Source organism: Pseudobutyrivibrio sp. OR37 (genome assembly GCF_900113655.1).
Classification (GTDB): Bacteria; Bacillota; Clostridia; order Lachnospirales; family Lachnospiraceae; genus Pseudobutyrivibrio.
Map to the genome: position 1 here is coordinate 186,589 of NZ_FOQF01000001.1, position 23,368 is coordinate 209,956.

At 38.4% G+C, this 23,368-nt stretch carries 15 protein-coding genes and 1 other annotated feature; of the genes, 4 read left to right on the forward strand and 11 right to left on the reverse strand.

From position 1 onward, the window contains the following. Positions 1 to 25: 25 nt before the first annotated feature. Positions 26 to 269: a binding site (T-box leader), on the reverse strand. Between the two features lie 114 nt (positions 270 to 383). The 3 genes from BM097_RS00785 to BM097_RS00795 form a co-directional block, all read right to left on the reverse strand. Further along, positions 384 to 1,811: an NCS2 family permease gene (locus BM097_RS00785; protein ID WP_090544937.1), complete on the reverse strand. Its 1,428-nt coding sequence runs from the start codon at positions 1,809 to 1,811 to the stop codon at positions 384 to 386. A 162-nt stretch (positions 1,812 to 1,973) separates the two neighbouring features. Beyond that, positions 1,974 to 3,566: a CTP synthase gene (locus BM097_RS00790; protein ID WP_090544939.1), complete on the reverse strand. Its 1,593-nt coding sequence runs from the start codon at positions 3,564 to 3,566 to the stop codon at positions 1,974 to 1,976. Positions 3,567 to 3,812: 246 nt separating this feature from the next. After that, complete coding sequence (locus tag BM097_RS00795) at positions 3,813 to 5,060, reverse strand: acyltransferase (RefSeq protein ID WP_090544941.1); 1,248 nt, start codon at positions 5,058 to 5,060, stop codon at positions 3,813 to 3,815. Positions 5,061 to 5,327: 267 nt separating this feature from the next. Here BM097_RS00795 and BM097_RS00800 point away from each other — a divergent pair, with 267 nt between their 5' ends. Beyond that, positions 5,328 to 5,678 (forward strand): helix-turn-helix domain-containing protein, encoded by a 351-nt coding sequence (locus tag BM097_RS00800; RefSeq protein ID WP_090544943.1) that lies wholly within the window; start codon positions 5,328 to 5,330, stop codon positions 5,676 to 5,678. Positions 5,679 to 5,813: 135 nt separating this feature from the next. Then, the gene (locus tag BM097_RS00805; RefSeq protein WP_090544945.1) at positions 5,814 to 10,064 is read left to right on the forward strand and encodes a 2-hydroxyacyl-CoA dehydratase; all 4,251 of its coding nucleotides are present in this window, start codon (positions 5,814 to 5,816) and stop codon (positions 10,062 to 10,064) included. A gap of 171 nt (positions 10,065 to 10,235) precedes the next feature. On the opposite strand, the gene BM097_RS00810 is transcribed toward BM097_RS00805, so the two are convergent. The 6 genes from BM097_RS00810 to BM097_RS00835 all read right to left on the reverse strand — a co-directional run bounded on the left by BM097_RS00810 (position 10,236) and on the right by BM097_RS00835 (position 18,850). Then, complete coding sequence (locus BM097_RS00810) at positions 10,236 to 11,870, reverse strand: glycoside hydrolase family 13 protein (RefSeq protein ID WP_090544948.1); 1,635 nt, start codon at positions 11,868 to 11,870, stop codon at positions 10,236 to 10,238. 221 nt (positions 11,871 to 12,091) lie between these two features. Beyond that, positions 12,092 to 14,170, reverse strand: coding sequence for a molecular chaperone HtpG (gene htpG / locus BM097_RS00815; RefSeq protein WP_090544950.1), 2,079 nt, complete (start codon positions 14,168 to 14,170; stop codon positions 12,092 to 12,094). A gap of 167 nt (positions 14,171 to 14,337) precedes the next feature. After that, positions 14,338 to 15,207: a carbohydrate ABC transporter permease gene (locus tag BM097_RS00820; RefSeq protein ID WP_090544952.1), complete on the reverse strand. Its 870-nt coding sequence runs from the start codon at positions 15,205 to 15,207 to the stop codon at positions 14,338 to 14,340. Continuing rightward, the gene (locus BM097_RS00825) at positions 15,207 to 16,277 is read right to left on the reverse strand and encodes a carbohydrate ABC transporter permease (protein WP_090544954.1); all 1,071 of its coding nucleotides are present in this window, start codon (positions 16,275 to 16,277) and stop codon (positions 15,207 to 15,209) included. The genes BM097_RS00820 and BM097_RS00825 overlap by 1 nt, the downstream gene beginning before the upstream one ends. Before the next feature lie 76 nt (positions 16,278 to 16,353). Then, positions 16,354 to 17,637 (reverse strand): ABC transporter substrate-binding protein, encoded by a 1,284-nt coding sequence (locus BM097_RS00830; protein WP_090544956.1) that lies wholly within the window; start codon positions 17,635 to 17,637, stop codon positions 16,354 to 16,356. Positions 17,638 to 17,806: 169 nt separating this feature from the next. Further along, positions 17,807 to 18,850, reverse strand: coding sequence for a LacI family DNA-binding transcriptional regulator (locus tag BM097_RS00835; RefSeq protein WP_090544958.1), 1,044 nt, complete (start codon positions 18,848 to 18,850; stop codon positions 17,807 to 17,809). 140 nt (positions 18,851 to 18,990) lie between these two features. Here BM097_RS00835 and BM097_RS00840 point away from each other — a divergent pair, with 140 nt between their 5' ends. After that, positions 18,991 to 19,965: an adenylyl-sulfate kinase gene (locus BM097_RS00840; protein ID WP_143084934.1), complete on the forward strand. Its 975-nt coding sequence runs from the start codon at positions 18,991 to 18,993 to the stop codon at positions 19,963 to 19,965. Positions 19,966 to 19,984: 19 nt separating this feature from the next. Beyond that, positions 19,985 to 21,649: an alpha-amylase family protein gene (locus tag BM097_RS00845; protein WP_090544961.1), complete on the forward strand. Its 1,665-nt coding sequence runs from the start codon at positions 19,985 to 19,987 to the stop codon at positions 21,647 to 21,649. Positions 21,650 to 21,709: 60 nt separating this feature from the next. On the opposite strand, the gene BM097_RS00850 is transcribed toward BM097_RS00845, so the two are convergent. Next, a complete protein-coding gene (locus BM097_RS00850; protein WP_090544963.1) occupies positions 21,710 to 22,156 on the reverse strand; it encodes a DUF6465 family protein in 447 nt (148 codons plus the stop codon). A 220-nt stretch (positions 22,157 to 22,376) separates the two neighbouring features. Further along, positions 22,377 to 23,363 (reverse strand): peptidylprolyl isomerase, encoded by a 987-nt coding sequence (locus BM097_RS00855; protein ID WP_090544965.1) that lies wholly within the window; start codon positions 23,361 to 23,363, stop codon positions 22,377 to 22,379. Positions 23,364 to 23,368 lie beyond the last annotated feature (5 nt).

Sequence of the window (23,368 nt, forward strand, 5' to 3'; positions counted from 1 at the left end):
TGATAGAAACCAGTTTCTAGTTTCTATCAAGGACGAATAATCTAATCCGCGGTGCCACCTTGAATTCATAGGCTAAACCCATGCTCTTAACAGGATACCATCATATCCCTGACTACTAACGTAAGCCTTACGTCGTGCAATACTTTGATTTTAATCATTTCCTCACGCCCTCAGGAGTCCATTCCCAAATCGCTATCATACCGCATCCCACCATCGCGGCTCTCTCTAATGAATCACGAAGAGGTACTCCTCTCCCTCATCGGTTTAATACTTTATTGTGTTGAGGTAAATATACCATTTACTTAATGTGTTGTCAACAATTATTTTCTGAAAAAAAACAGCCGCAATACGAATTGTATTGCAGCTGTTCCTATTTTATCCTCTTATACTGCCAAGAAGAACTTGATTAAGAATAATACTGAAATTACATAAGTAAGTGCTGAAACTTCCTTAGCCTTACCTGTAAATACCTTAATAATTGTGTATGAAATCATTGCAAGACCGATGCCGTGTCCGATTGAGCCAGAGATTGGCATAGCGATAAGCATGATTGTAACTGGTACACAAACTGAAAGATCATCAAAGTTTACCTTCTTAAGACCTGTCATCATAAGCACACCAACATAGATAAGTGCTGCTGATGTAGCTGCTGCTGGAATGATTGCAGCGATAGGTGCAAGGAAAATGCAAACAAGGAATGCAATACCGCATGTAAGTGCTGTAAGACCTGTGCGTCCACCAGCCTCAACACCTGATGCAGATTCAATGAATGTTGTAACTGTAGATGTACCTGTGCATGAACCTACGATTGTACCAATTGAATCTGAAAGAAGTGCTTCCTTCATGTTTGGCATATTACCCTCACGGTCAACCATGCCTGCACGTGATGCAGTACCAACAAGTGTGCCGATTGTATCAAACATATCAATAACGCAGAATGTAATAACAAGTGTGATTGCTGTGAACCAACCCATCTGAGCAAGTCCTGCAAAGTTGAACTTGAATAATGTTGTTGATGCCATGTCACCAAATGCAGGAACAAATGATGCTGTAGCAAGTGAAGCAAATGGATTGTTTCCAAGGAATGCTGCATCGCCAATCCAGTAAATTACCGAAGCTGCAAGCATACCGATAATAACTGCACCCTTAATTCCCTTTGATGCAAGAACAACGATAATGAAAAGACCTACAAACATAGTAACTGCTGAAAGCACCATCATTGGATAAGCATCTGTCATAGTCTGCTTAGCATATCCTGCTGTAAGTGCTCCAAAGAAATCCTTCATTACAAAGAACTGATTGAAGTTTGAATCTGCAATGTAAACATTTGAGCCAAAGCCAATGTTAAGAAGCATAAGACCGATTGCTGGTGAAATACCAAGTCTGATTCCAAGTGGAATAGCATCTACGATCTTGTCACGAATACCTAAAAGTGAAAGAACAAGGAATACTAAACCTTCGATAAGGATGATGCAAAGCATTGCCTGGAATGATTCAACATATCCCATGCCTGTCATTGCAACAAGGTTACCAATTACGATAGCCATGAATGAGTTAAGTCCCATACCTGGTGCCAAACAAAATGGCTTGTTAGCAAGAAATGCCATAACAAACATTGCAACTGCTGATGAAAGGCAGGTAGCAAGGAATACGCCGTTCCAAAGCTCCTGTCCGCCTGCACCGTAGTTGGTAAGCAAGTTTGGATTTAAGGCAATGATGTATGCCATTGTCATGAATGTTGTGAGTCCAGCGATGATCTCTGTCTTCACTGTGGTGTTGTTAGCGCTAAGTTTGAATCTTTTCTCTAACATATTAAATTCTCCTCCTGGTCCGCCTGTTTATTGCAGGCAAATCTTAAATTTATATCTAATTTTTATAATTAGAAACTGTTTTAGGACCCCAGCCGCTGCTTGGGGGATATATTGCCCTCATCCGCCCCTTCGGGGCACCTTCCCCCAATGGGGGAAGGCTTATTATTTAAGGCTTGCTTTAATAAATGCTGAGAATAATGGATGTGGCTTATTTGGACGGCTCTTAAATTCTGGATGGAACTGTACACCAACATGGAACTTATTTGATGAAACCTCGATAGCTTCAACAACCTCATCGTTAGGTGATGTTCCAGAAATTGTAAGACCCTTCTCTGTCATAAGCTCTCTATATGAATTGTTAAACTCGAATCTATGTCTATGACGTTCTGAAATGTTTTCACTTCCATAAGCTTCAAAAAGCTTTGTGTCCTTGCGAACTGCACATGGGTATGCTCCAAGACGCATTGTACCACCCTTTCTAAGAACAGCCATCTGCTCTTCCATAAGGTCGATTACACAATGCTTACCTGTGCTGTTGAACTCTCTTGAATTTGCATCCTCAAGTCCGCAAACGTTACGTGCAAATTCAATTGCAGCAACCTGCATACCAAGGCAGATACCAAGGTATGGAATATCATTGTCACGAGCAAACTGACAAGCGACAATCTTTCCTTCTACACCTCTATCACCGAAACCACCTGGAACTAGGATACCATCGCACATTCCAAGCTTTTCTTTAACATTATCTTTTGTGATTTCTTCTGAATCAACCCATTCAATTTCAACGTGAGCATCGTTTGCATAACCGCCGTGGTAAAGTGCCTCACGAACTGAAAGGTATGCATCATGAAGTGCAACATACTTACCTACGATTGCAATTCTAGTAGTCTTCTTAAGGCCCTTGATAGTATCAACCATCTTCTCCCACTCTTCAATCTTTGGAGCAGGATTATCAAGACCAAGCTCACGGCAAACAACATCATCTAATCCATACTTATGCATCATAAGTGGAGCCTCGTAAAGGCAATCAAGTGTGTCGTTTTCGATTACGCAGTCCTTCTTAACATTACAGAATAATGAAATCTTATCCTTGATAGACTGCTCAAGTGGATGGTCTACACGGCATACAATGATATTAGGAGCAATACCAAGTGACTGAAGCTCCTTAACAGAATGCTGTGTTGGCTTTGACTTGTGTTCTTCTGAACCAGAAAGCCAAGGTACAAGTGTTACGTGAATGAACAAGCAATTCTCACGTCCCTTTTCAAGCGAAACCTGACGAATAGCCTCAAGGAATGGCTGAGACTCGATATCTCCAGTTGTTCCACCGATTTCTGTGATAAGAACATCACAATCAGATGTTTCAGCACCCATATAGATGAAGCGCTTGATTTCTTCTGTGATATGAGGAATAACCTGAACTGTCTGTCCAAGATATTCGCCCTTTCTTTCACGGTTAAGAACGTTCCAATATACCTTACCAGAAGTAAGGTTAGAATATTTGTTTAGACTCTCATCGATGAATCTCTCGTAGTGTCCCAAGTCAAGGTCTGTCTCGGCTCCATCATCAGTAACGAATACCTCTCCATGCTGATATGGGCTCATTGTTCCTGGGTCAACATTCATATAAGGATCAAGCTTCTGTGAAGCTACCTTATAACCTCTCATCTTTAATAAACGTCCTAAAGATGCTGCTGTGATACCCTTACCTAGGCCTGATACTACACCACCAGTTACAAATACATGCTTTGTCATTTTACACTCCTTAATTTTTATTATTCATTGGATTACATCATTAATAGAAATCTTAATTAAGATAAATGTGACATATTTCCTCCTGAAAATAGAAAAAGCGTTTTTTTTTTGAAGGAATTCCTCCAAAAAAATAAACGCTCAATTACTATGAAATATTACAACATGTATTCCAATTTGTAAAGAGGGAAATTTTACAATTTACAACAGCTCAAAATCTAGCAAAAATATTAAAAATGACCTCTTACTTTATTTAGATTTTTTAATCTTTCTCACTAATGAAACATCAAAAATGCCATTATAAAAAGCCACAAATGTATTCTCTATAAAAAAAGCTACTATAAGTGAAACTATAGTAACACCAAGTATAGATATTATAGCACCTACCCCTTTATGAGTTAGTGAACTAAACGGTGCCAATTTGGGTGTAATTATACCTATGCATATGTGATGAATTAAAATCATTCCGTAACTATACTTGCTTAGAAATCTAATGAAAAAATAATTTTTTAAATGCTTTTGTAAATTATATAATAATGCAAATAATCCACAGGCAACAAAATAACGTAAAACTGAAAAATTGCTACTTATAAATACGGAGTCTGAATCATTAATATATATAACCCACATTGCTATAGCCGAAACTATTCCAGCTATAATAAATAATTTATCATATTTTCGTGTTTCATCCTTAGTAAACCAAAATCCCATAATTGCGATAAGGCACCATCCAAGAAGATTCCAAGCTTTTATATCAATTAATTCAATTGGTATACAGATTTCAATAATCGATAGTACGAATAAAAAAATAATCATTTTACTAAGTAACATATAAGAAATGTCTTTTAGCATATACCTTAAAAAGAAAAAAAGAATATATAAAAATAGTAAAACATACATAAACCAGAAATGCAGAGCATGTACGCTTCCAACTTTTCCTGAAATTATTCTACCAATAAGTACACCAATTGAAACTTTTTCAATATTTCCATCAGCTGAAAAGAATAAATAATAAATATAAAAATATAATATAAGCGGAATTGCTATCTTGCTTAATCTCCTTTTTATAAAGAATATCATTTTCTCATCTCGATATTGTAATAATAATGCCCCCGAAAGCATAACAAAAATCACGTTGCAACTACAACATAGCAGCCGAGTAAAATCCAAGTTTCTATATAAATTGCTCTCTTGAATTTCAGCAGCAACTGCTAAATCAGCGCCAATTTTATGTACTGCAACGACCATAATAGAAGCAACACATCTTAAATAATCATAAACCAATACCCTATTATCAGTTTTAAGCGCAATTGTTTGTTTAAGATAATCATCCTGACTTTGTGATTTAATAATTCCAATAATGCAACCACCAATTAAAGATATAATAACAAAGTAATTTATCGTCCCTATCACGCATTTAAATATATAAATACCGCCTAGCAGCACTCCAGCCCAATATAATAAATAAAAAAACTTTCTAATAGATGAATCATTCACTGCACTTCTTCTCCCATCACACTCAATACTGTCTTTATAATTAGACTAATGTCTCTAATTCAATTCAGGCCAATGATTTTCCATTATTCAATAATTTGTTACCCGATATTACTATATATCCTATTCGGACACAAATTATGATATCACTCCATTCTATAGCTCGCAATATAGATATTATTTTGTGTCCTTTTAGGATATCTGTGTTATTCGCACGAATCCTTTTAAGATATACACTAAATTTGATTAAATACGTAGAGGTAAGTAAGTATGGAACTAGATTACAATGCTATAGGTGTTAGAATCAGACGTTTGCGAAAAGAATTGGGGCTTACACAACAGGCTTTAGCTGAACTCTCAAATCAAGAACCTTCAAACATTTCTCATATAGAACGAGGTGCTACTAAGCTGAGTCTACCTACTATAGTTAATATTGCCAATGCACTGGGTGTTACAGTAGATGATTTATTGTGTGACAGTCTTCAAAATGCCACTAGTACATATTCAAATACAGCATCTAATTTATTGAATGATTGTTCTCATGAAGAATTAATATTTATGACTGAAACTATGCGTGCCATCAAGGATAACCTCAGAAAAAATATCACCTCAAACACTTAATAAAACACTTCTATCTAAATATATTTTCTCATTTTTTAACAGATTTAAGCTTTTGTTTATTGTATATTTTTGAGTCTACATTTATAATAGCCCATGTTGAATTAAAAACATTTTAATAAGAAAGAAAAGATTTTTATGGAAAACAAATTATTTAAACTGGGCATTGATATCGGCTCTACAACGGTTAAAATTGCAGTTTTAGATGACGATGACAATCTTTTATTTTCAGATTATCAGAGACACTTTGCTAATATCCAGCAAACTCTCACCGATTTATTAACCCAGGCCAAGTCATCACTTGGTAAGATTCAGGTTCGTCCTATGATTACAGGTTCAGGCGGACTTACACTTGCTAAGCACCTTGGCGTGGAATTTGTACAGGAGGTTATTGCAGTTTCTACTGCCCTTACTCACTATGCTCCTCAAACAGATGTTGCTATCGAGCTTGGTGGTGAGGATGCCAAAATCATCTATTTTGAGAATGGTAATGTAGAACAGCGTATGAATGGTATCTGTGCAGGTGGTACAGGTTCATTTATCGACCAGATGGCTTCTTTACTTCAGACAGATGCCCCAGGTCTTAATACATACGCAAAGGATTATAAGGCACTCTATCCTATAGCTGCCCGTTGTGGTGTTTTCGCCAAGACTGATATTCAGCCTCTTATCAACGAAGGTGCTTCTAAGGAAGATTTGTCTGCTTCTATTTTCCAGGCAGTTGTTAACCAGACTATTTCAGGTCTTGCTTGTGGTAAGCCTATCCGCGGTCACGTTGCATTCCTTGGTGGTCCACTTCACTTTTTGGATCAGCTTAGAGAAGCATTTATCCGTACACTTAAATTAGATGATGAGCACGCTATCCTTCTTGATAACTCTCATCTTTTTGCAGCTATCGGTTCTGCTCTTAATTCAAAGGAAGAAAACAACGTTCCTATGGACGACCTTATCGACAAGCTTTCTGAAGGAATTAAGATGGACTTTGAGGTTGCCAGACTTGAGCCATTATTTGATGGTGAAGATGATTTCAGAGCCTTCAAGGACAGACATGCAAAGGCAGAGGTTAAAAAGGGCGACTTAGCTAACTATCATGGTAATGTTTACCTTGGTATCGATGCTGGTTCTACTACTACAAAGCTTGCGGTTGTTGGTGATGATGGAACACTTCTTTATTCCTTCTACTCAAGCAACAACGGTAGCCCACTAGCTACTTCACTTAAGGCACTTAAAGAGATTTACTCTATCATGCCTGAGGATACACATATCGTACATTCTTGCTCAACAGGTTACGGTGAAGCTTTACTTAAGGCTGCACTTCAGCTTGATGATGGCGAGGTTGAGACAATTGCTCACTACTATGCTGCAGCATTCTTCGACCCTGATGTAGATTGTATCCTCGATATCGGTGGTCAGGATATGAAATGTATCCGCATCAAAAACGGCGTAGTTGATAGCGTACAGCTTAACGAAGCATGTTCTTCTGGTTGTGGTTCTTTCATTGAGACTTTCGCTAAATCACTTGATTTCACAGTTCAGGATTTTGCCGAGGAAGCACTTTTTGCTTTGAACCCAATCGACCTTGGTACACGTTGTACCGTATTTATGAATTCAAAGGTTAAGCAGGCACAGAAGGAAGGCGCATCTGTTGCTGATATTTCTTCAGGTCTTGCTTACTCTGTAATAAAGAACGCACTCTTCAAGGTTATCAAGCTTTCTGATGCATCAGAGCTTGGTAAGAACATCGTTGTTCAGGGTGGTACATTCTACAATGATGCTGTTCTTCGTTCCCTTGAAAAGGTTGCAGGTGTTAATGTAGTTCGTCCTGATATTGCAGGTATCATGGGTGCCTTCGGTTGTGCCCTTATCGCTAAGGAGCGCTACGAGGAAAATCCTACCACTACTACACTTGGCATTGATGAGATTAACAATCTTACATTCGATACAAAGCTTACTCGTTGTCAGGGTTGCGTGAACCACTGCTTACTTACAATCAACAGATTCTCTGGCGGTCGTTCATTCATCACTGGTAACAGATGTGAAAAGGGTGCAGGCGGTGTTAAAAATAAGGAAAACATCCCTAACCTTTACGAATACAAATACAACAGATTATTTGATTATGAGCCTCTTTCAGAGGAAGAAGCTACTCGTGGTACTGTTGGTATTCCACGTGTACTCAACCTTTACGAGAATTACCCATTCTGGGCTACATTCTTTAAGGCTCTTAAGTTTAGAGTAGTTCTCTCTCCTCGTTCAAACCGTAAGGTTTACGAAATGGGTATCGAATCAATCCCATCTGAGTCAGAGTGCTACCCAGCCAAGATGGCACACGGTCATGTTCAGTGGCTCATTAACGAAGGCAATGTGGACTTCATTTACTATCCATGTATTCCATACGAAAGAAATGAGTTCCCAGATTCAAACAACCACTACAACTGCCCTATCGTTACATCTTATGCTGAAAACATTAAGAACAATGTAGACGAAATCACAACTGGCAAGGTTCGTTTCCTTAATCCATTTATGGCATTCTCTTCTGAGGAGATTCTTACAACTCAGCTTGAGAAGGTATTTAAGGATGAATTCGATATTTCAGCTGCTGAGGTTAAGGCTGCCGCACATGCTGCTTGGCTTGAGCAGGAGCATTTCAGAAATGATATGTATGCTAAGGGTCAGGAGGTTCTCAAGTATCTTGAGGAAACAGGAAAGCACGGTATCGTTCTTGCAGGAAGACCTTACCACGTAGACCCTGAGATTAACCACGGTATTCCAGAGCTTATTAACAGCTACGGCATTGCAGTACTTACTGAGGATTCTATTTCAAACCTTGGTGAGGTTGAGCGTCCTCTTATCGTTATGGACCAGTGGATGTTCCACTCTCGTATGTACTCAGCAGCTAACTATGTTAAGAAGCATGACAACTTAGATTTAATTCAGCTTAACTCATTCGGTTGCGGTCTTGATGCCGTTACAACTGATCAGGTTGCTGATATCCTTACTCATTCTGGTAAGATTTACACTTGCCTTAAGATTGATGAGGTTAACAACCTTGGTGCCGCTCGTATCAGAGTTCGTTCTCTTCTTGCTGCACTTCGTGTTAAGAAAAAGAAGAAAGCTGAACGCGAAATCGTACCAGCTAGCTATAACCGTATAGTATTTACAGAGGAAATGAAGAAGAATTACACAATCCTCTGCCCACAGATGTCACCTATCCACTTTGATTTAATCGAGCCTGCATTTAACGCAGCTGGTTACAATCTTGTGATTCCAAACATCCCTACACGTACATGTGTAGATGTGGGACTTAAGTATGTTAACAACGATGCATGCTACCCTTCACTTATGGTAATCGGACAGCTTATGGCTGCTATCGATTCAGGTGAGTTTGATATGAGCCGTACTGCTCTTCTCATCTCACAGACAGGTGGTGGATGTCGTGCTTCCAACTACATCGGTTTCATCAGACGTGCCCTTGCTAAGGCAGGCTATCCTGATGTTCCAGTTATTTCAATGAACCTTAACGGCTTCGAGCCAAACCCTGGATTCAAGCTTACACCTAGCCTTATCCAGCACGGACTTTACGCTCTTACATTTGGCGATATTTTACTTCGCTGTGTATACCGCGTTCGTCCTTACGAAGCAGTTCCTGGTTCTACAGACGAGCTTCACGAAAAGTGGAGAAAGAAGATTGTTGAATTTGTTTCAAACACAAAGGTACTCTCTCATGGCAAGTTCAAGAGAATGTGCCGCGAAATGATTCGCGATTTCGATAATCTTCCTATTATAGAAGGACTTAAGAAGCCACGTGTTGGTATCGTAGGAGAAATCCTTGTTAAGTTCCTTCCAGCAGCCAACAATCAGCTTGCTGAATTACTTGAGCAGGAAGGTGCCGAGGCAGTTGTACCAGACCTTACAGACTTCCTTCTTTACAGTTTCTACAATGCAAACTTTAAGGAAGAAAACCTTGGTGCTAGCCGCAAGACTAAGTTCATGTGCAATCTTGGAATTAAGTTCTTTGAGTGGCTCAGAAGCGCTGCTAGAGATGAATTTAACAAGTCTAAGAGATTCACTGCTCCAGCATACATTACAGATACTGCAGCAAATGCTAAAGAAATCGTATCAATTGGTAACCAGACTGGTGAGGGATGGTTCCTTACAGGTGAAATGCTTGAGCTTATCGAAACTGGTGCAAGCAACATCGTATGCATCCAGCCTTTCGGATGCTTACCTAACCACGTAGTAGGTAAGGGTGTAATCAAACGCATCCGCCATGAGCATCCAGAAGCAAACATCGTAGCCATCGACTACGATCCAGGTGCATCTGAAGTTAACCAGCTGAACCGAATCAAGCTTATGCTTTCTACAGCAAATAAGAATTTAGCTAAAGCATAAAAAAGGCTTCTCCCTCCGGGAGAAGCTGTCACCGCAGGTGACTGATGAGGGAATTCATATAGTTGACCCTCATCCGTCTGCTGCGCAGACACCTTCTTCTCCGCTGCCGCTCCGGTCGGCTCAGAGCAGAGGTCCACTGGACCTCTTGAGCCCCAAAGGGGGAAGGCTATTTTATATGTTGGATGCTACGATGCGGAATTCGTAGGGTTTCAGGAAGTTGTTTTCTACTTCTTCTATATTGTAGTTTCCGAAGACTATTTTGTCTCCATAGAATTCTACGGCTCTATTGTAGCTGGATAGGTTGCAATAAATGTAGAGTCTTTGGTCGATGGATTCGCGAGTGAAAATGTATACATCACTTGGTGATGCTACCCTGCGGTAGGAGCCTTCGTTAAGAGCTTGAGAATTTTTTCTAAATTCTATCATGTGCTTATAGAAATTTAGTATACTTTCCTCATCTACCTTCTCGTCTTCTACATTTATATAGCTTTTATTAGCATTGATTTTTAACCAAGGTGTTCCAGTGGTAAAACCGGCACCTTCTGATGAATCCCATTGAACAGGCGTGCGGGCGTTGTCTCTAGTGGTGCGAAGAATAAGCTTTCTTCTTATTGAATGAACCAGCAACAACTTCTTCATAGATTGATTTATGCTTGATGATTCAATATCCTTTAAATCTCTAAGGCCTCTGAAATCACCGTTAGTCATTCCAATTTCTTCACCTTCGTATATAAAAGGAACTCCCTTAAGGGTAAGATTTAGACCACATAAAAGCTTGGCACTCATTGCCCAAAATCTACCCGTGTTTCCAAAATGATTAACTGAACGTATCTGGTCGTGATTTTCAAGATAGTTGGCAGGAACCTCCAAGGCCTGCTGCCATTTATCCAAAATCTTAATGAGCTTACATGGTTTATAGGCTTTTTTGAACCATTTAATTCCTCTGCTATCTACATCCATGTGCTCAAAAAAGAAAATTGCATCTAACTCTTTTCTGCTTTCATCACTAAGAAGCTTGGCATCGTTAGGTGTCACAAATACGGTTTCACCTACAATAAAGGTTTTGTATTTGCTCCAAACTTCTGAATTGAATCTTTGAATCAACTCATGGCAGCCTTCTGTGTTAAGGTAATGTTCCTTACCTGTAAGAGCAAATCGTCTCTTGCCATCTTCCAAGGATTTCTTATATATAATATTGATAACATCGCATCTAAAGCCTGCTATTCCTTTATCCAGCCAAAAGCGCATGATATCGGTAATTTCTTCATAAACCTGTGGGTTATGCCAATTCAAATCTGGTTGCTTTTTACTAAACAGATGTAGGTAATATTCACCATTTTCTGTTTTGCTCCAGGCCTTTCCTCCAAAGAAGGAACCCCAGTTGTTAGGAGCCTTGCGGCCATTAGGAGATCTGAAATAATAGTAGTCTTTATATTTTTCATCACCGGCTAAAGCCTTTTTAAACCATTCATGCTCATCAGAGGTGTGATTGATAACCAAATCCATAATGATTTTTATTCCCAGTCTTTTAGCACGACTGATAAGCTTTTCCATATCCTCCATAGTTCCAAATTCAGGATTAATGCCCTTATAATCAGAAATATCATAACCATTGTCATAATTAGGGCTGGGATAAACAGGGCTTAACCAGATGACATCTACGCCCAAATCCTTAAGATAATGAAGTTTAGAAATGATACCAGGAATGTCCCCAATTCCATCCCCATTGCTATCACAAAATGATCGTGGATATATTTGGTATACTATAGCATTCTTCCACCATTTTTTTGTATTAGAATTTGCCATAACCGCCCCCCATAATCATAATTCTCTAAAAAATATGATAACGGATTCTTCATACTTTTTCAATGATTTATTCACAAATTCATCACACACTGAAACAAAATTAAGATAATTCAGACTCAATTTATTTTATAGTCAAAAAACGGCAGACGCTTCCGTCTGCCGTTATATTTTTATGCAAGTATAAAATCACGATTTTCTGTATAACTATTCTGACATTACTTCTATTTTGCAAGAAGAGTCATAATCTTGTTTGATCTAGCAATAAACTCTGCCATTGCTTCTGGAGCAAGTGGAGCATTTGCAATCTTAGCAAGATCGTAAAGCTGAGCTGCAAATACAGGAGCATTCTCAGAATCCTTATTGTTAAGGATGTAATTTACTAAATCATTATTAGCATTAAGCACTAATGTTTCTGAAGCCGAACCGAACATGCCCATATCCATACCGCCCATAGCGTACATCTTCATCATATCCTGCATACGACGGCTCTCCTCTGATACAGTAAGCATTGAAGAAAGCTCTTTATTCTTAAACTTCTCAACCTTAACCTCAAGGCCTTCGTTGTTAAGTGCCTTTCTAAATACCTCTGTAAGTGTCTCTGTCTCAGCCTTAAGCTCATCCTCTGATGTCTCTTCAACCATTGAATCTGTAACATCAGCATCGATACGACAGAACTTGTAATTCTCATTACGCTGCTCTAGCTGAGTAATGAAAGAAGTATCAATAGCATGATCAAGAATAACTGCATTCATGCCCTGCTCTTTGAACATGCTTACATACTGGCCCTGCTGATTCATATCAGTTACATAGTAAACTGTCTTTCTATTATCCTCTGGCTCCTTTGTTTCATCAGCAGATTTGTTTTCATCAACAACCTCTGCCTCAACCTTTTCGCCATTTTCATCAGTAGCCTTTTCCTCTTCCTTAACAAGAAGCTCTGGAAGTGTGATGTATTTATCGTTAATATCCTTGAATAAGATGTAATCGTTCATCTTATCGCAGAACTTGTTATCCTTTAAGCAACCAAACTTGATGAATGGAGCGATATCATCCCAATATTTCTCGTAAGCTTCTTTATCTGTCTTGCACATTCCAGTAAGCTTATCAGCCACCTTCTTTGTAATATACTCAGAAATCTTTGTAACAAAGCCATCATTCTGAAGTGCTGAACGAGATACGTTAAGTGGAAGGTCTGGACAATCAATCACACCCTTAAGAAGCATTAAGAACTCTGGGATAACCTCTTTAATGTTATCAGCGATGAATACCTGGTTGTTGTAAAGCTTGATTGTACCTTCGATTGAATCGTACTCTGTATTAATCTTAGGGAAGTATAAGATACCCTTAAGGTTGAATGGGTAATCCATGTTAAGGTGAATCCAGAAAAGTGGCTCCTTGTAATCATGGAATACGTCACGATAGAATGCCTTGTATTCTTCCTCTGTACACTCTGAAGGATTCTTTGTCCAAAGTGGATGTGTCTCATTGAGAGCAACTGGACGCTTAACAATCTTAAGCTTGTCCTTTGCAGGTGAAACCTCTACCTGCTCCTTAGTACCATCTTCCTTTTCCTTCTCTTCGAATTTAGCATCCTCATGAATCTCTTCGATAACCTTATCTGTATCACGCTTATCAGCAGCATCGATTGTCTCGTATTCTTCAGGAGCATCCTTCTTTGAAAGGAAGATTTCTGTAGGCATGAATGAGCAGTACTTTTCGATTACTTCACGTGCTCTGTATTCATTAGCAAATTCAAGACAATCCTCATTTAAGAACAATGTGATTTTTGTACCTACCTGGTCCCAATCACCATCGCCCATTTCAAATTCTGTGCCGCCATCGCACTCCCAGTGAACTGCTGTAGCGCCATCCTTATATGAAAGTGTATCGATGTGAACCTCATCAGCTACCATGAATGCTGAATAGAAACCTAGGCCGAAGTGTCCGATAATCTGATCACTATCTGCCTTATCCTTATACTTCTCAAGGAAATCTGTTGCACCTGAGAATGCAATCTGATTAATGTACTCATCAACCTCTTCTGATGTCATACCAAGACCATTATCAATAAATATAAGAGTCTTGTCCTCTGGGCTAACGATAACCTGAATCTTTGCCTTATAGTCAAGTGGAAGTGAATACTCTCCCATCATATCAAGCTTTTTAAGCTTTGTGATAGCATCGCAACCATTTGAGATAAGCTCTCTATAAAAAATGTCGTGATCAGAATATAACCACTTCTTTATCACTGGAAAAATATTTTCACTTGTAATTGATAAACTACCTTTTTTGTTACTCATTTTCCTCACTCCTTCTATATCTTAAGTGCTGTTAATTACAGCACTTGTCTTACTAATGAGTATGATAATACTACAAAAACCCAAAGTCAATAAAAAATTAGCACTCATTCGCAATGAGTGCTAATAATGTTCATTCTTTATGAAATTCTCGGCTATATGTACTAATACTAACCCTTTACAGCGCCTTCTATCATACCTTCCATAATCTGCTTCTGAGCGATGAAGAATAAGATAAGAATAGGAACAATTGCAAGTAAAGCAGCTGCCAAAATCAAGTTCCACTGCTTAACGTAAGAACCTACGAATGCCTGTACTGCAACTGGTAATGTCTTTACTACACCATTCTGTCCAAGCATCATTGATGGAAGAAGGTAATCGTTCCAGATCCACATACCATTTAAGATAGTTACTGTTGTAATAACTGGCTTAAGAAGTGGCAAAATTACGATGAAGAAAGTCTGCTCTGGTGAACATCCATCGATTGAAGCTGCCTCTTCAAGCTCCATTGGAATACCCTTAATGAAACCATTAAGAATAAATACTGTCATAGCGCCGCCGAATCCAAGGTAAGCAAAAATGATACCAGGAATTGACTGAAGCATTGAGATACCAATGAACTTTCCTACATCTCTGAATGTAGAGATAAGTGGAAGCATAACTACCTGGAAAGGAATAATCATTGATGCAATAAATGTAAAGTAAATAACTACTGACCACTTTGTCTTGTTACGGCAGATTACCCAAGCAGCCATAGCTCCAAGTAAAGCTAAAAGCACTAAAGATAATACTGTGATGATTACTGAGCAACCAAATGCTGACCAGAACATAAAGTGTGTATTGTTAATTACATCTGATAAGTTAGTAATTAAGTTTGAAATAGATACACCATTTAATCCAATTGGGTTTGCTGTGATGTCGTTTGTTGTTTTGCATGAGTTAATCACAACAAGGAAAAATGGGAACAATACGTATACTGCAACAAGCAGTGCTACTACTGTCTTTATAACAACCCTGGAGGTCTTCTCTTTAATTTTCATTATAGCTCTACCTCCTTCTTGTTAGACATACGTACCTGTACGATAGATACAAATGCAAGGATGATGAAGAATAATACGGCCTTTGCTTCACCAAATGCATATTCGTTGTTAATAACTGCAGTGTCATAAATGTTAAGAGCAAGCATCTGAGTACCCTTTGTAAGGTAGCTTCCAAGGAAGCTTGAAACAGAGCCTGTACCATTTGTTAATGCAAGGTTAACATCGAACTGTTTGAATGCACTAGTAAGTGTTAAGAATGTACAGATTGTGATTGTTGGTGCAATCATAGGGATCTTAATCTGGAAAAGTGTCTGGATAGGTGTTGCTCCATCGATAGATGATGCTTCGATAACATCTCCTGGCACCGTATTAAGACCTGTAATATAAATAAGCATTATATAACCTGCGTACTGCCAAATGTAAACAATGATGATTCCAATAAATGCTGTTCTTGTTTCAGATAGCATTGAATATCTGGAATCAAATAAAGCTGTGGTAAATTTGGTAACAACATTTGAGAAAATGAACTGCCAAATATAACCTAATACGATACCACCAATAAGGTTTGGTAAGAAATATGCTGCTCTAAAGAAGCCTAAGCCCTTAAGCCTAGATGTGCAAAGAAGAGCTAACATAAAAGCTACTAAATTAACTAAAATAATGTTGAATACTACGAATAAAAATGTGACTAAAATTGACCAGATAAACTGTGGCTGCTTGAACATTCTAATGTAATTTTCAAGACCAACAACATTTCTGATTCTAATACCATCCCAATCTGTAAATGAATATCCTACACCAAGAATAAGTGGGATGATTACTGTTACCGCAAATGCAAATAGCAATGGGAACAAAAACATAAAATTAATAATACCTCTGTGATGCTTTAATGTTGGGAAGAAATATAATCCAACAAAAAATACAACACACCCAATAATTAGTAACATTCCTCGAATTCCGAGAGCATCTGTTTTTGATATAGCTAAATATAGGCCCATCAGCATAAGCACGATACCTGCAATCATGCAGCCGAATGATGAGATTTTTCTAGTTGCCGAGAACTCGCCCATAATTTTCCCCTTTCGTATGTCTCTTTAAAAGAATAGAGGCAGTGCTAAAACGCCCTGCCCCTAAATAATACCTCAATTAGTTTGCGTAGTAATCCTTAATTACGCTTTCAATTGTAGATACGAAACTATCAGCGTCAAGTTTGCCCTGTGCATAATCTGCAAATACCTGGCAAGTAACATTCTGAAGACCATCCTTCTTAAGCATTGTGTGCCATCCGCTGAACTTACCAGCATCGATATAGCTCTTCATGCTCTTATAGAATGGGTTAACTGCCTCATACTGGCAATCATCAAATGGTGAAACAAGACCTGCATCATTTACTAAGATGTTCTGAGCAGAGTCACCTGAGCACCAGTCAAAGAATTCCTTTGCGCCATCAACATTACCATCATTGTATGCTACCCAGTAGCTTGGTGGTCCAGCGATGATTGTGTCAATACCATCTTCGAATGCATATGGAGCAAATCCACATTCAAAGTCAACATCATCAGGTGATGTTACACACCAGTTACCCTGTGTGATGAATGCATAGTCACCAGCTGTAAATCCAGCAACCTGTGCATCATATGTACCATCTACTAAAAGTTCAGGATCAGAGTACTCATTCATCATTCCGATGAACTCAGCAAAGTGCTTCATTCTGTCCTTATCAATTTGTCCACCGTCATTTAAAAGGTCGATGTATGTTGTATCATCAGCCTTAAGACCTGCATCTAAGTACTGACCAAATACGTGTGTACCTGAACTCCAACCTAAGTTAGCTGGCTCTGCACACCAACCAAGAACTGCCTTGATTCCAAGCTCATCCTTCTTGCTGTCCAGTGTTTCGAAAGCTTCCTTATAAGCTGCTGGGCTTGTAAGTGTTGAAGGATCGATGCCTGCTGCCTCAAGAACGTCTGCGTTGTAGCCAAGTGCTGTTGCCTCAACTGTGTAAGGGAAACCGATTGTTCCCATTTTATCGTTTTCAAGCTCGAACTCAGTCTTGTCTGTCCAAGCAGAACCAGAAAGATCTGCAAGCATTCCGTCCCAAGTATCAGCCTGGTTTGCTTCGATTACGAAGATATCTGGCATGTTGTCTGCCTGATACATTTTCTTTAATTCGTCTGCTGCGTTTGTGTCGCCACCAATTGTCTCAACTACAAGTGTGTTGCCTGTCTCCTCGTTGTAAAGCTTTGCTAAATCCTGAAGCTGAGCATCAATCTCTGGCTTACCATTAAGAAGTCTAACTGATGAACCTTCTGTTGTTGCAGTACCATCTGCTGTGTTTGTATTAGCTTGATCTGTGTTAGGCTGTCCACAAGCTACAAGGCTTGCTGCCATAGCACCAACTAATAGAGTAGAAAGTAACTTCTTCTTCATTTTAATATTCCCTCCTAATACGTTAAAACGTTTTCTTTTTGTGTAGAATATTGAGACGTTTTGTTGTGCATATTGTACAATCCGACATCTCTATTCCGTTCAACTTTTGCGCATAAGTTTGTTGTAACTAAAACATACCATAACAGTTATGATTGGTCAAGTACCATTTTTAATTTTTTGAACCATTGTAAAGTGGAAGCCTTCTAGGCTTTGTCACAGTGTCCCTAATTACAAGCTTTGTAGGCAGTGTAATCTGGGCTGCTGTCTCCTCTCCAGCCACCTTTTTAAGCAGTGTTTCAGCTGCAATAATACCCTTATTTTTAACATCCTGATGAACAGTTGTAAGGGCTGGACGGTATAAGCTTCCTAGCATATTATCATCAAAGCCAGCTATAGAAATTCCCTCTGGCACTCTGATTCCTCTGTCTGTTAATGCAGACATTAATGTAACGGCATAAAGATCTGATACGCACATAATCGCTGTATAATTCATAGCCTTAATGCATATCTCATCCAAACTTTCTTCAATTTCAGCACTTGCAGGTCTGATTTTTAAGAAATCCTCCTGCTCAAACTGTATGCCAGCTTCTTTTAAAGCCTTAATGTAGCCCTGGAATCTGGCTAAATCTACACCGTTTGTATTATCTGAAAGGAATGCTATTTTCCTGTGACCGCAGGAAATCATATATTTAACCATTTCATAGGTTCCACCTAAGTCATCAAGACCTACATTAGTGAAATGCTTCAAGCCTTCCATACTGTATGTATCTATACATACGATAGGCTTTTTGTACTTTTCACTGACACGCACTCCGTCATCATCCAACATACCAAATAGAATAAGACCATCAACATTCCATGTAGAAACATGTCTCATAATCTTCTCTGTATCCCTTGAAATATAAAGCATCATGAAGTATCCGGCGTTTCTGATTGTCTCTTCTATACCACCGATAAGCTCTGATACGAATGGGTCCATAATAAGATTCTCATATTTATCTACTCTGGCCTTAAGGGCTAGTCCGATTATCTTAGATTCATTTTGTGCAAGATTTCTGGCGTTGATGTTTGGAACATAATCAACCTCATTTAAAAATTCCTGCACTTTTTTTCTAGTTTCCTCAGAGACTTCCCCTTCTTTTCCATGAATTACGTTAGATACCGTAGTTGTAGACATATTGAGCCTTTGAGCTATCTCTTTAATAGTTATCATTAAAAAACCTCTTTACAAAATTTGAATTGTATTGTATTGTGATGTCAATATATCACTTATGCGCATAAGTTGTCAATAATGCGCATGTTTACAAAGTTACACATATATTTTTATATCATTTTCACAAAAGAGGTAAGGTTATGAACAAGAATTATGAAACAGTATCTATTGATTTAGCAAGAATCGAAAAGCTTACAGAGCAGGTTGATTCAATTTGCTCTCTTGATATCCCAGCTGATATCCCAAATGGAGATATGCCTGGTGACAAGATTGAAATTGGTGAGTCTCACATTGAAAAGGCTCGTACAATTTTCCCTGAGCTTGTAAAGGAAATTCAAAAGGCTGCAAGCGCAAACCCATATCATCGTGCAACTGTATGTGTATGTGGTGGTTCAGGCGTTGGAAAAAGCGAAATTGCTTCTATCCTTTCATATATGCTTACAAAGGCTGGTGTTAAGAGCTACACAATGAGTGGTGACAACTACCCTCACCGTATTCCTATGTACAATGATGCAGAACGTCTACATACTTTTAGAGAAGGTGGTATGCGTGCACTTGCAGATGCTGGTATCTGCGATGCAAAGGTATTCGAGACAATATCTAAGCTTCAGAAGGATGAAGATGATGCAAACGCTGCACATGTAAATGAGTATGACTGGTTTGAACACTACCTTAATGGTGGTAAAACAGCTTTAACAAACTACCTTGGAACAAATTCTGAAATTGACTTTGGCGAGGTTGATACTATTCTTGATGCATTCTTAAATGGTGCTGATAAGCTTTGGCTTAAGAGAATGGGTCGTGATGAGGCTACACTTTGGTATGATGAGGTTGATATGTCTGAGACATCTGTGCTTATCCTTGAGTGGACACACGGTAACAGCGACAACCTTAACAACGTAAACATCCCTGTTCTTCTTAACAGTACTCCTGCTGAAACATTAGAGCACAGACGCTCACGTAACCGTGATGGCAAATTAGATGCACCATTTACTATGATGGTACTTGAGATTGAGCAGAACAAGTTAAAGGAGCAGGCTCACAAGGCTAAAATCATCATCACAAAAGCTGGTGAGTTAATCGACTTTGATACATTTAAACAATTAATGGACTAATTATAAAGGAGTTTTTCAAATGAGTAACACACGTACCGATAACGGACCTATGCTTAATGCTTATCCTGATAGCATGGGCGCAAATCTTTCTGATATTATTTCTGTACTTAGCAAGCCAGAATTTAAGGATACATTCCAGTCCTTCTACATTTTGCCAAGTATCTATAATACAGATTTAGACAGAGGTTTTTCTGTAATAGACTACGGTCTTAATAAGGAGCTTGTAGCCTCTGATGATTTATCTCACCTTGAGGATTTAGGAATTGATTTAAAGCTTGACTTCATATTAAACCACGCTTCTGTTCTTTCTCCTCAATTCCAGGATTTAATTAAGAACGGTGAAAAATCTAAATACGCTGATTTCTTTATCAACTGGAATAAGTTCTGGGATGGCTATGGCGAAATGACAGAGGGTGGTTACATTCAGCCAGATGAAAAATATATCAAGGATATGTTTTTCAGAAAGCCTGGTCTTCCAATTCTTATGGTTCGTATGCCAGATGGCAAGGATGTTCCTTACTGGAATACCTTCTATCAGGAGGTACGTTACCTTAAGCCTGATGTAATGGATTTAATGGATGTTGCTGAGGTGCAGTACTCTACTGCTGTTAAGCTTTCACACATTATTTCTGATGCAATAGATGCAAAGGTAGCTCCAAAGGATATTGATTTCAAAGAGCTTTCAAAATACAAGGATGTTATTGTAGATTATCTTGAATCTAACAGACGTTACTTAGGTCAGATGGATTTAAATATAAAATCTGATTTAGTTTGGGAGCACTATGACAATACTCTTAAAACACTTTCTAACTACGGTGCAAAAATTGTTCGTCTTGATGCATTTGCTTATGCACCAAAGGAACCAGGAAAGAAGAATTTCTTAAACGAGCCTGATACATGGGATGTACTTGAGAAGGTTAAGCAGCTTGCTGATAAATATAACCTTTCTTTACTTCCAGAAATTCATGCAAGCTATGGAGAAGGAAACTATGAAACAATAGCTTCAAAGGGATATATGACTTACGACTTCTTCCTTCCAGGATTACTTATCTACACATTAGAGCGTCAGTCAGCTGATTTACTTGTTAAGTGGGCTAAGGAGCTTGTAGATAAAAACATCAGAGTTGTAAATATGTTAGGTTGCCATGATGGTATACCTCTTCTAGATTTAAAGGGAATGCTTCCTGAAAACGATATTCAAGATTTAATTGATACAATCGTAGGTCGTGGTGGTTACGTAAAGGATCTTCACGGTGCCAAGAATATGTACTATCAGGTTAACGCAACATACTACAGCGCACTTGGTGAGGATGATAAAAAGATGCTTCTTGCAAGAGCTATTCAAATGTTCATGCCAGGTAAGCCTCAGGTTTGGTATTTAGATTTATTCGTTGGTAAGAATGATCACGAAGCAGTTAAGCGTGCCGGTGAAGGTGGTCACAAGGAAATTAACAGAACCAACCTTTCAATGGCTGACATCGAAGAGTCACTTAAGAAGGATGTTGTAAAGAAGCAGTTAGAATTACTTCGTCTTAGAAATACTCATCCAGCATTTGGATTTGATTCAAACTTTACTGCAAATTCTGATGGAACTAATCTCACACTTGGTTGGGAAAAAGATGGTCACGCAATTAAACTTATTGCAAACCTTGAAGATTATTCATTTGAAATTAAAGAGAACTAAAAAAACAAGCTGTATCGTATATACGATACAGCTTGTTACGTTCCAACACAAAATAAAAAATTAAAGATCTACAGAACCAACACGGTCTTTGTTTGCTACATAATAAATTTTGTTCTCCTCTGGCTTGATGTAGATGTTAATCTCCTCAAGAGCCTCTTTCTTGTAATCCTTCTTGAACTGAGCCTGTGCCTTCTTTAAGCAATCTGCCTCAGAAAACTCTCTGCCCTGGTACTGGATTACAGCTGTTGTAGCAACTGTCTTCTTAGCTTTTGCCTGAGCCTTCTTAACTGTCTTTGTAGCTGTCTTCTTAGCTGCTGTTGCTGTCTTTGTAGCCGTTGCCTTAGCTGCTGTTGCTTTCTTAGAAGCTACTGCTGCTTCCTTCTTAACTTCTTCAACAGCTTTCTTTGTAGCTACTGTAGCATTCGCTGCGGCTGTCTTAACTGTACTAGCAGCTGTTGCAGCTGACTTCTTTACATCATCAACTGTTACCTTTGCGTTTGTTACCATTTTTTCACCCTCCTATATGAGCAAATCTTTTATTTTTTTATTTAAGTCATATTATAGCCATTTGCCTTCACAATTACTAGTGTATTGTGCTAATTTTCTACCAAATTACTAATAAAAAATTAATTCTCCTTTCTTTTTAGTATAATTTGCAAATATTAAGGCGCAGAATATGTCTGCGCCTTGATAAAAAATAAATATTCAATTTATTGTCACTATTCATTTACAAGTTGCTATTTAATGTTTCAAAAAATGTTCCACTTGTAAGCTCAGAAGTGTCTTCTGGAAACTCAACTTCATCCCATAATTTTGTGTTCATATCAGAGAAATATCTCTCCTCCAAATCTGACACAATATCACTTAAAACCTGCTTACGTCGATTCTCAATAATGACTTCTTTATTAGCTTCTGAAAGCTCTTCGTTATACTTGTCCAAGCACTGGAAAAAATAGTAGCCATCATCTGATTTTATAGCCTTTGATATTTCATCTGTATCAAGATTAAATACCACCTCATCTATTTCCTTTGGGTATTCTCCTCTTGCAAAAGTAGCCTGATAATAATCCTTCTCTGTGTAAGAAGATGCAAGTCTTTCAAAGGTATAACCGTAATCAATCATACCCTGTATTTCATTTGCTTTTTTCTCGTCAGATACATACAAAACAAAGGCCTCCATTACCCTTGCTTCATCCTCTGAAACCTCATCATCAACAGAGTTCATAAGGCTCTCATATACCTTTGATGCAATGGCATATCGTAAATACATATTGTAGATATCCTTTTTATGTGCACCAGTAAAAGAACGCTCCTTTGAATTAAGAGATTTATAGTAGGTAGCAGCTGCTTCCTCGCAGGCTTTTTGCTCTGCATCCGAAAGCGCTATCTCATTCTCCTTGGCATACAGATTAAGTACATAAACTCTAGTAAGATGCTCTAATGTCAAATCCTTTATAGAGCCAACCATAGTGTCTACATCATAATCCTCAGACCAAAGGTTTACACCATTTACCGAACCATAAATATTTTTTTCATTTAAAAGATATACAAGTGCCTCTTTTTTAGAGCATTTCATATCACCTATTTTGAATACTGTGTTGCGTCCACTTGAGCCGCCAAAATAAATAGTTTTACCATTTATTTCACAGCCTGAAAAGGTAACGCAAATGCATATCGTAAATACGATAGCCATAAATCTTTTTAATAACTTCATATTGT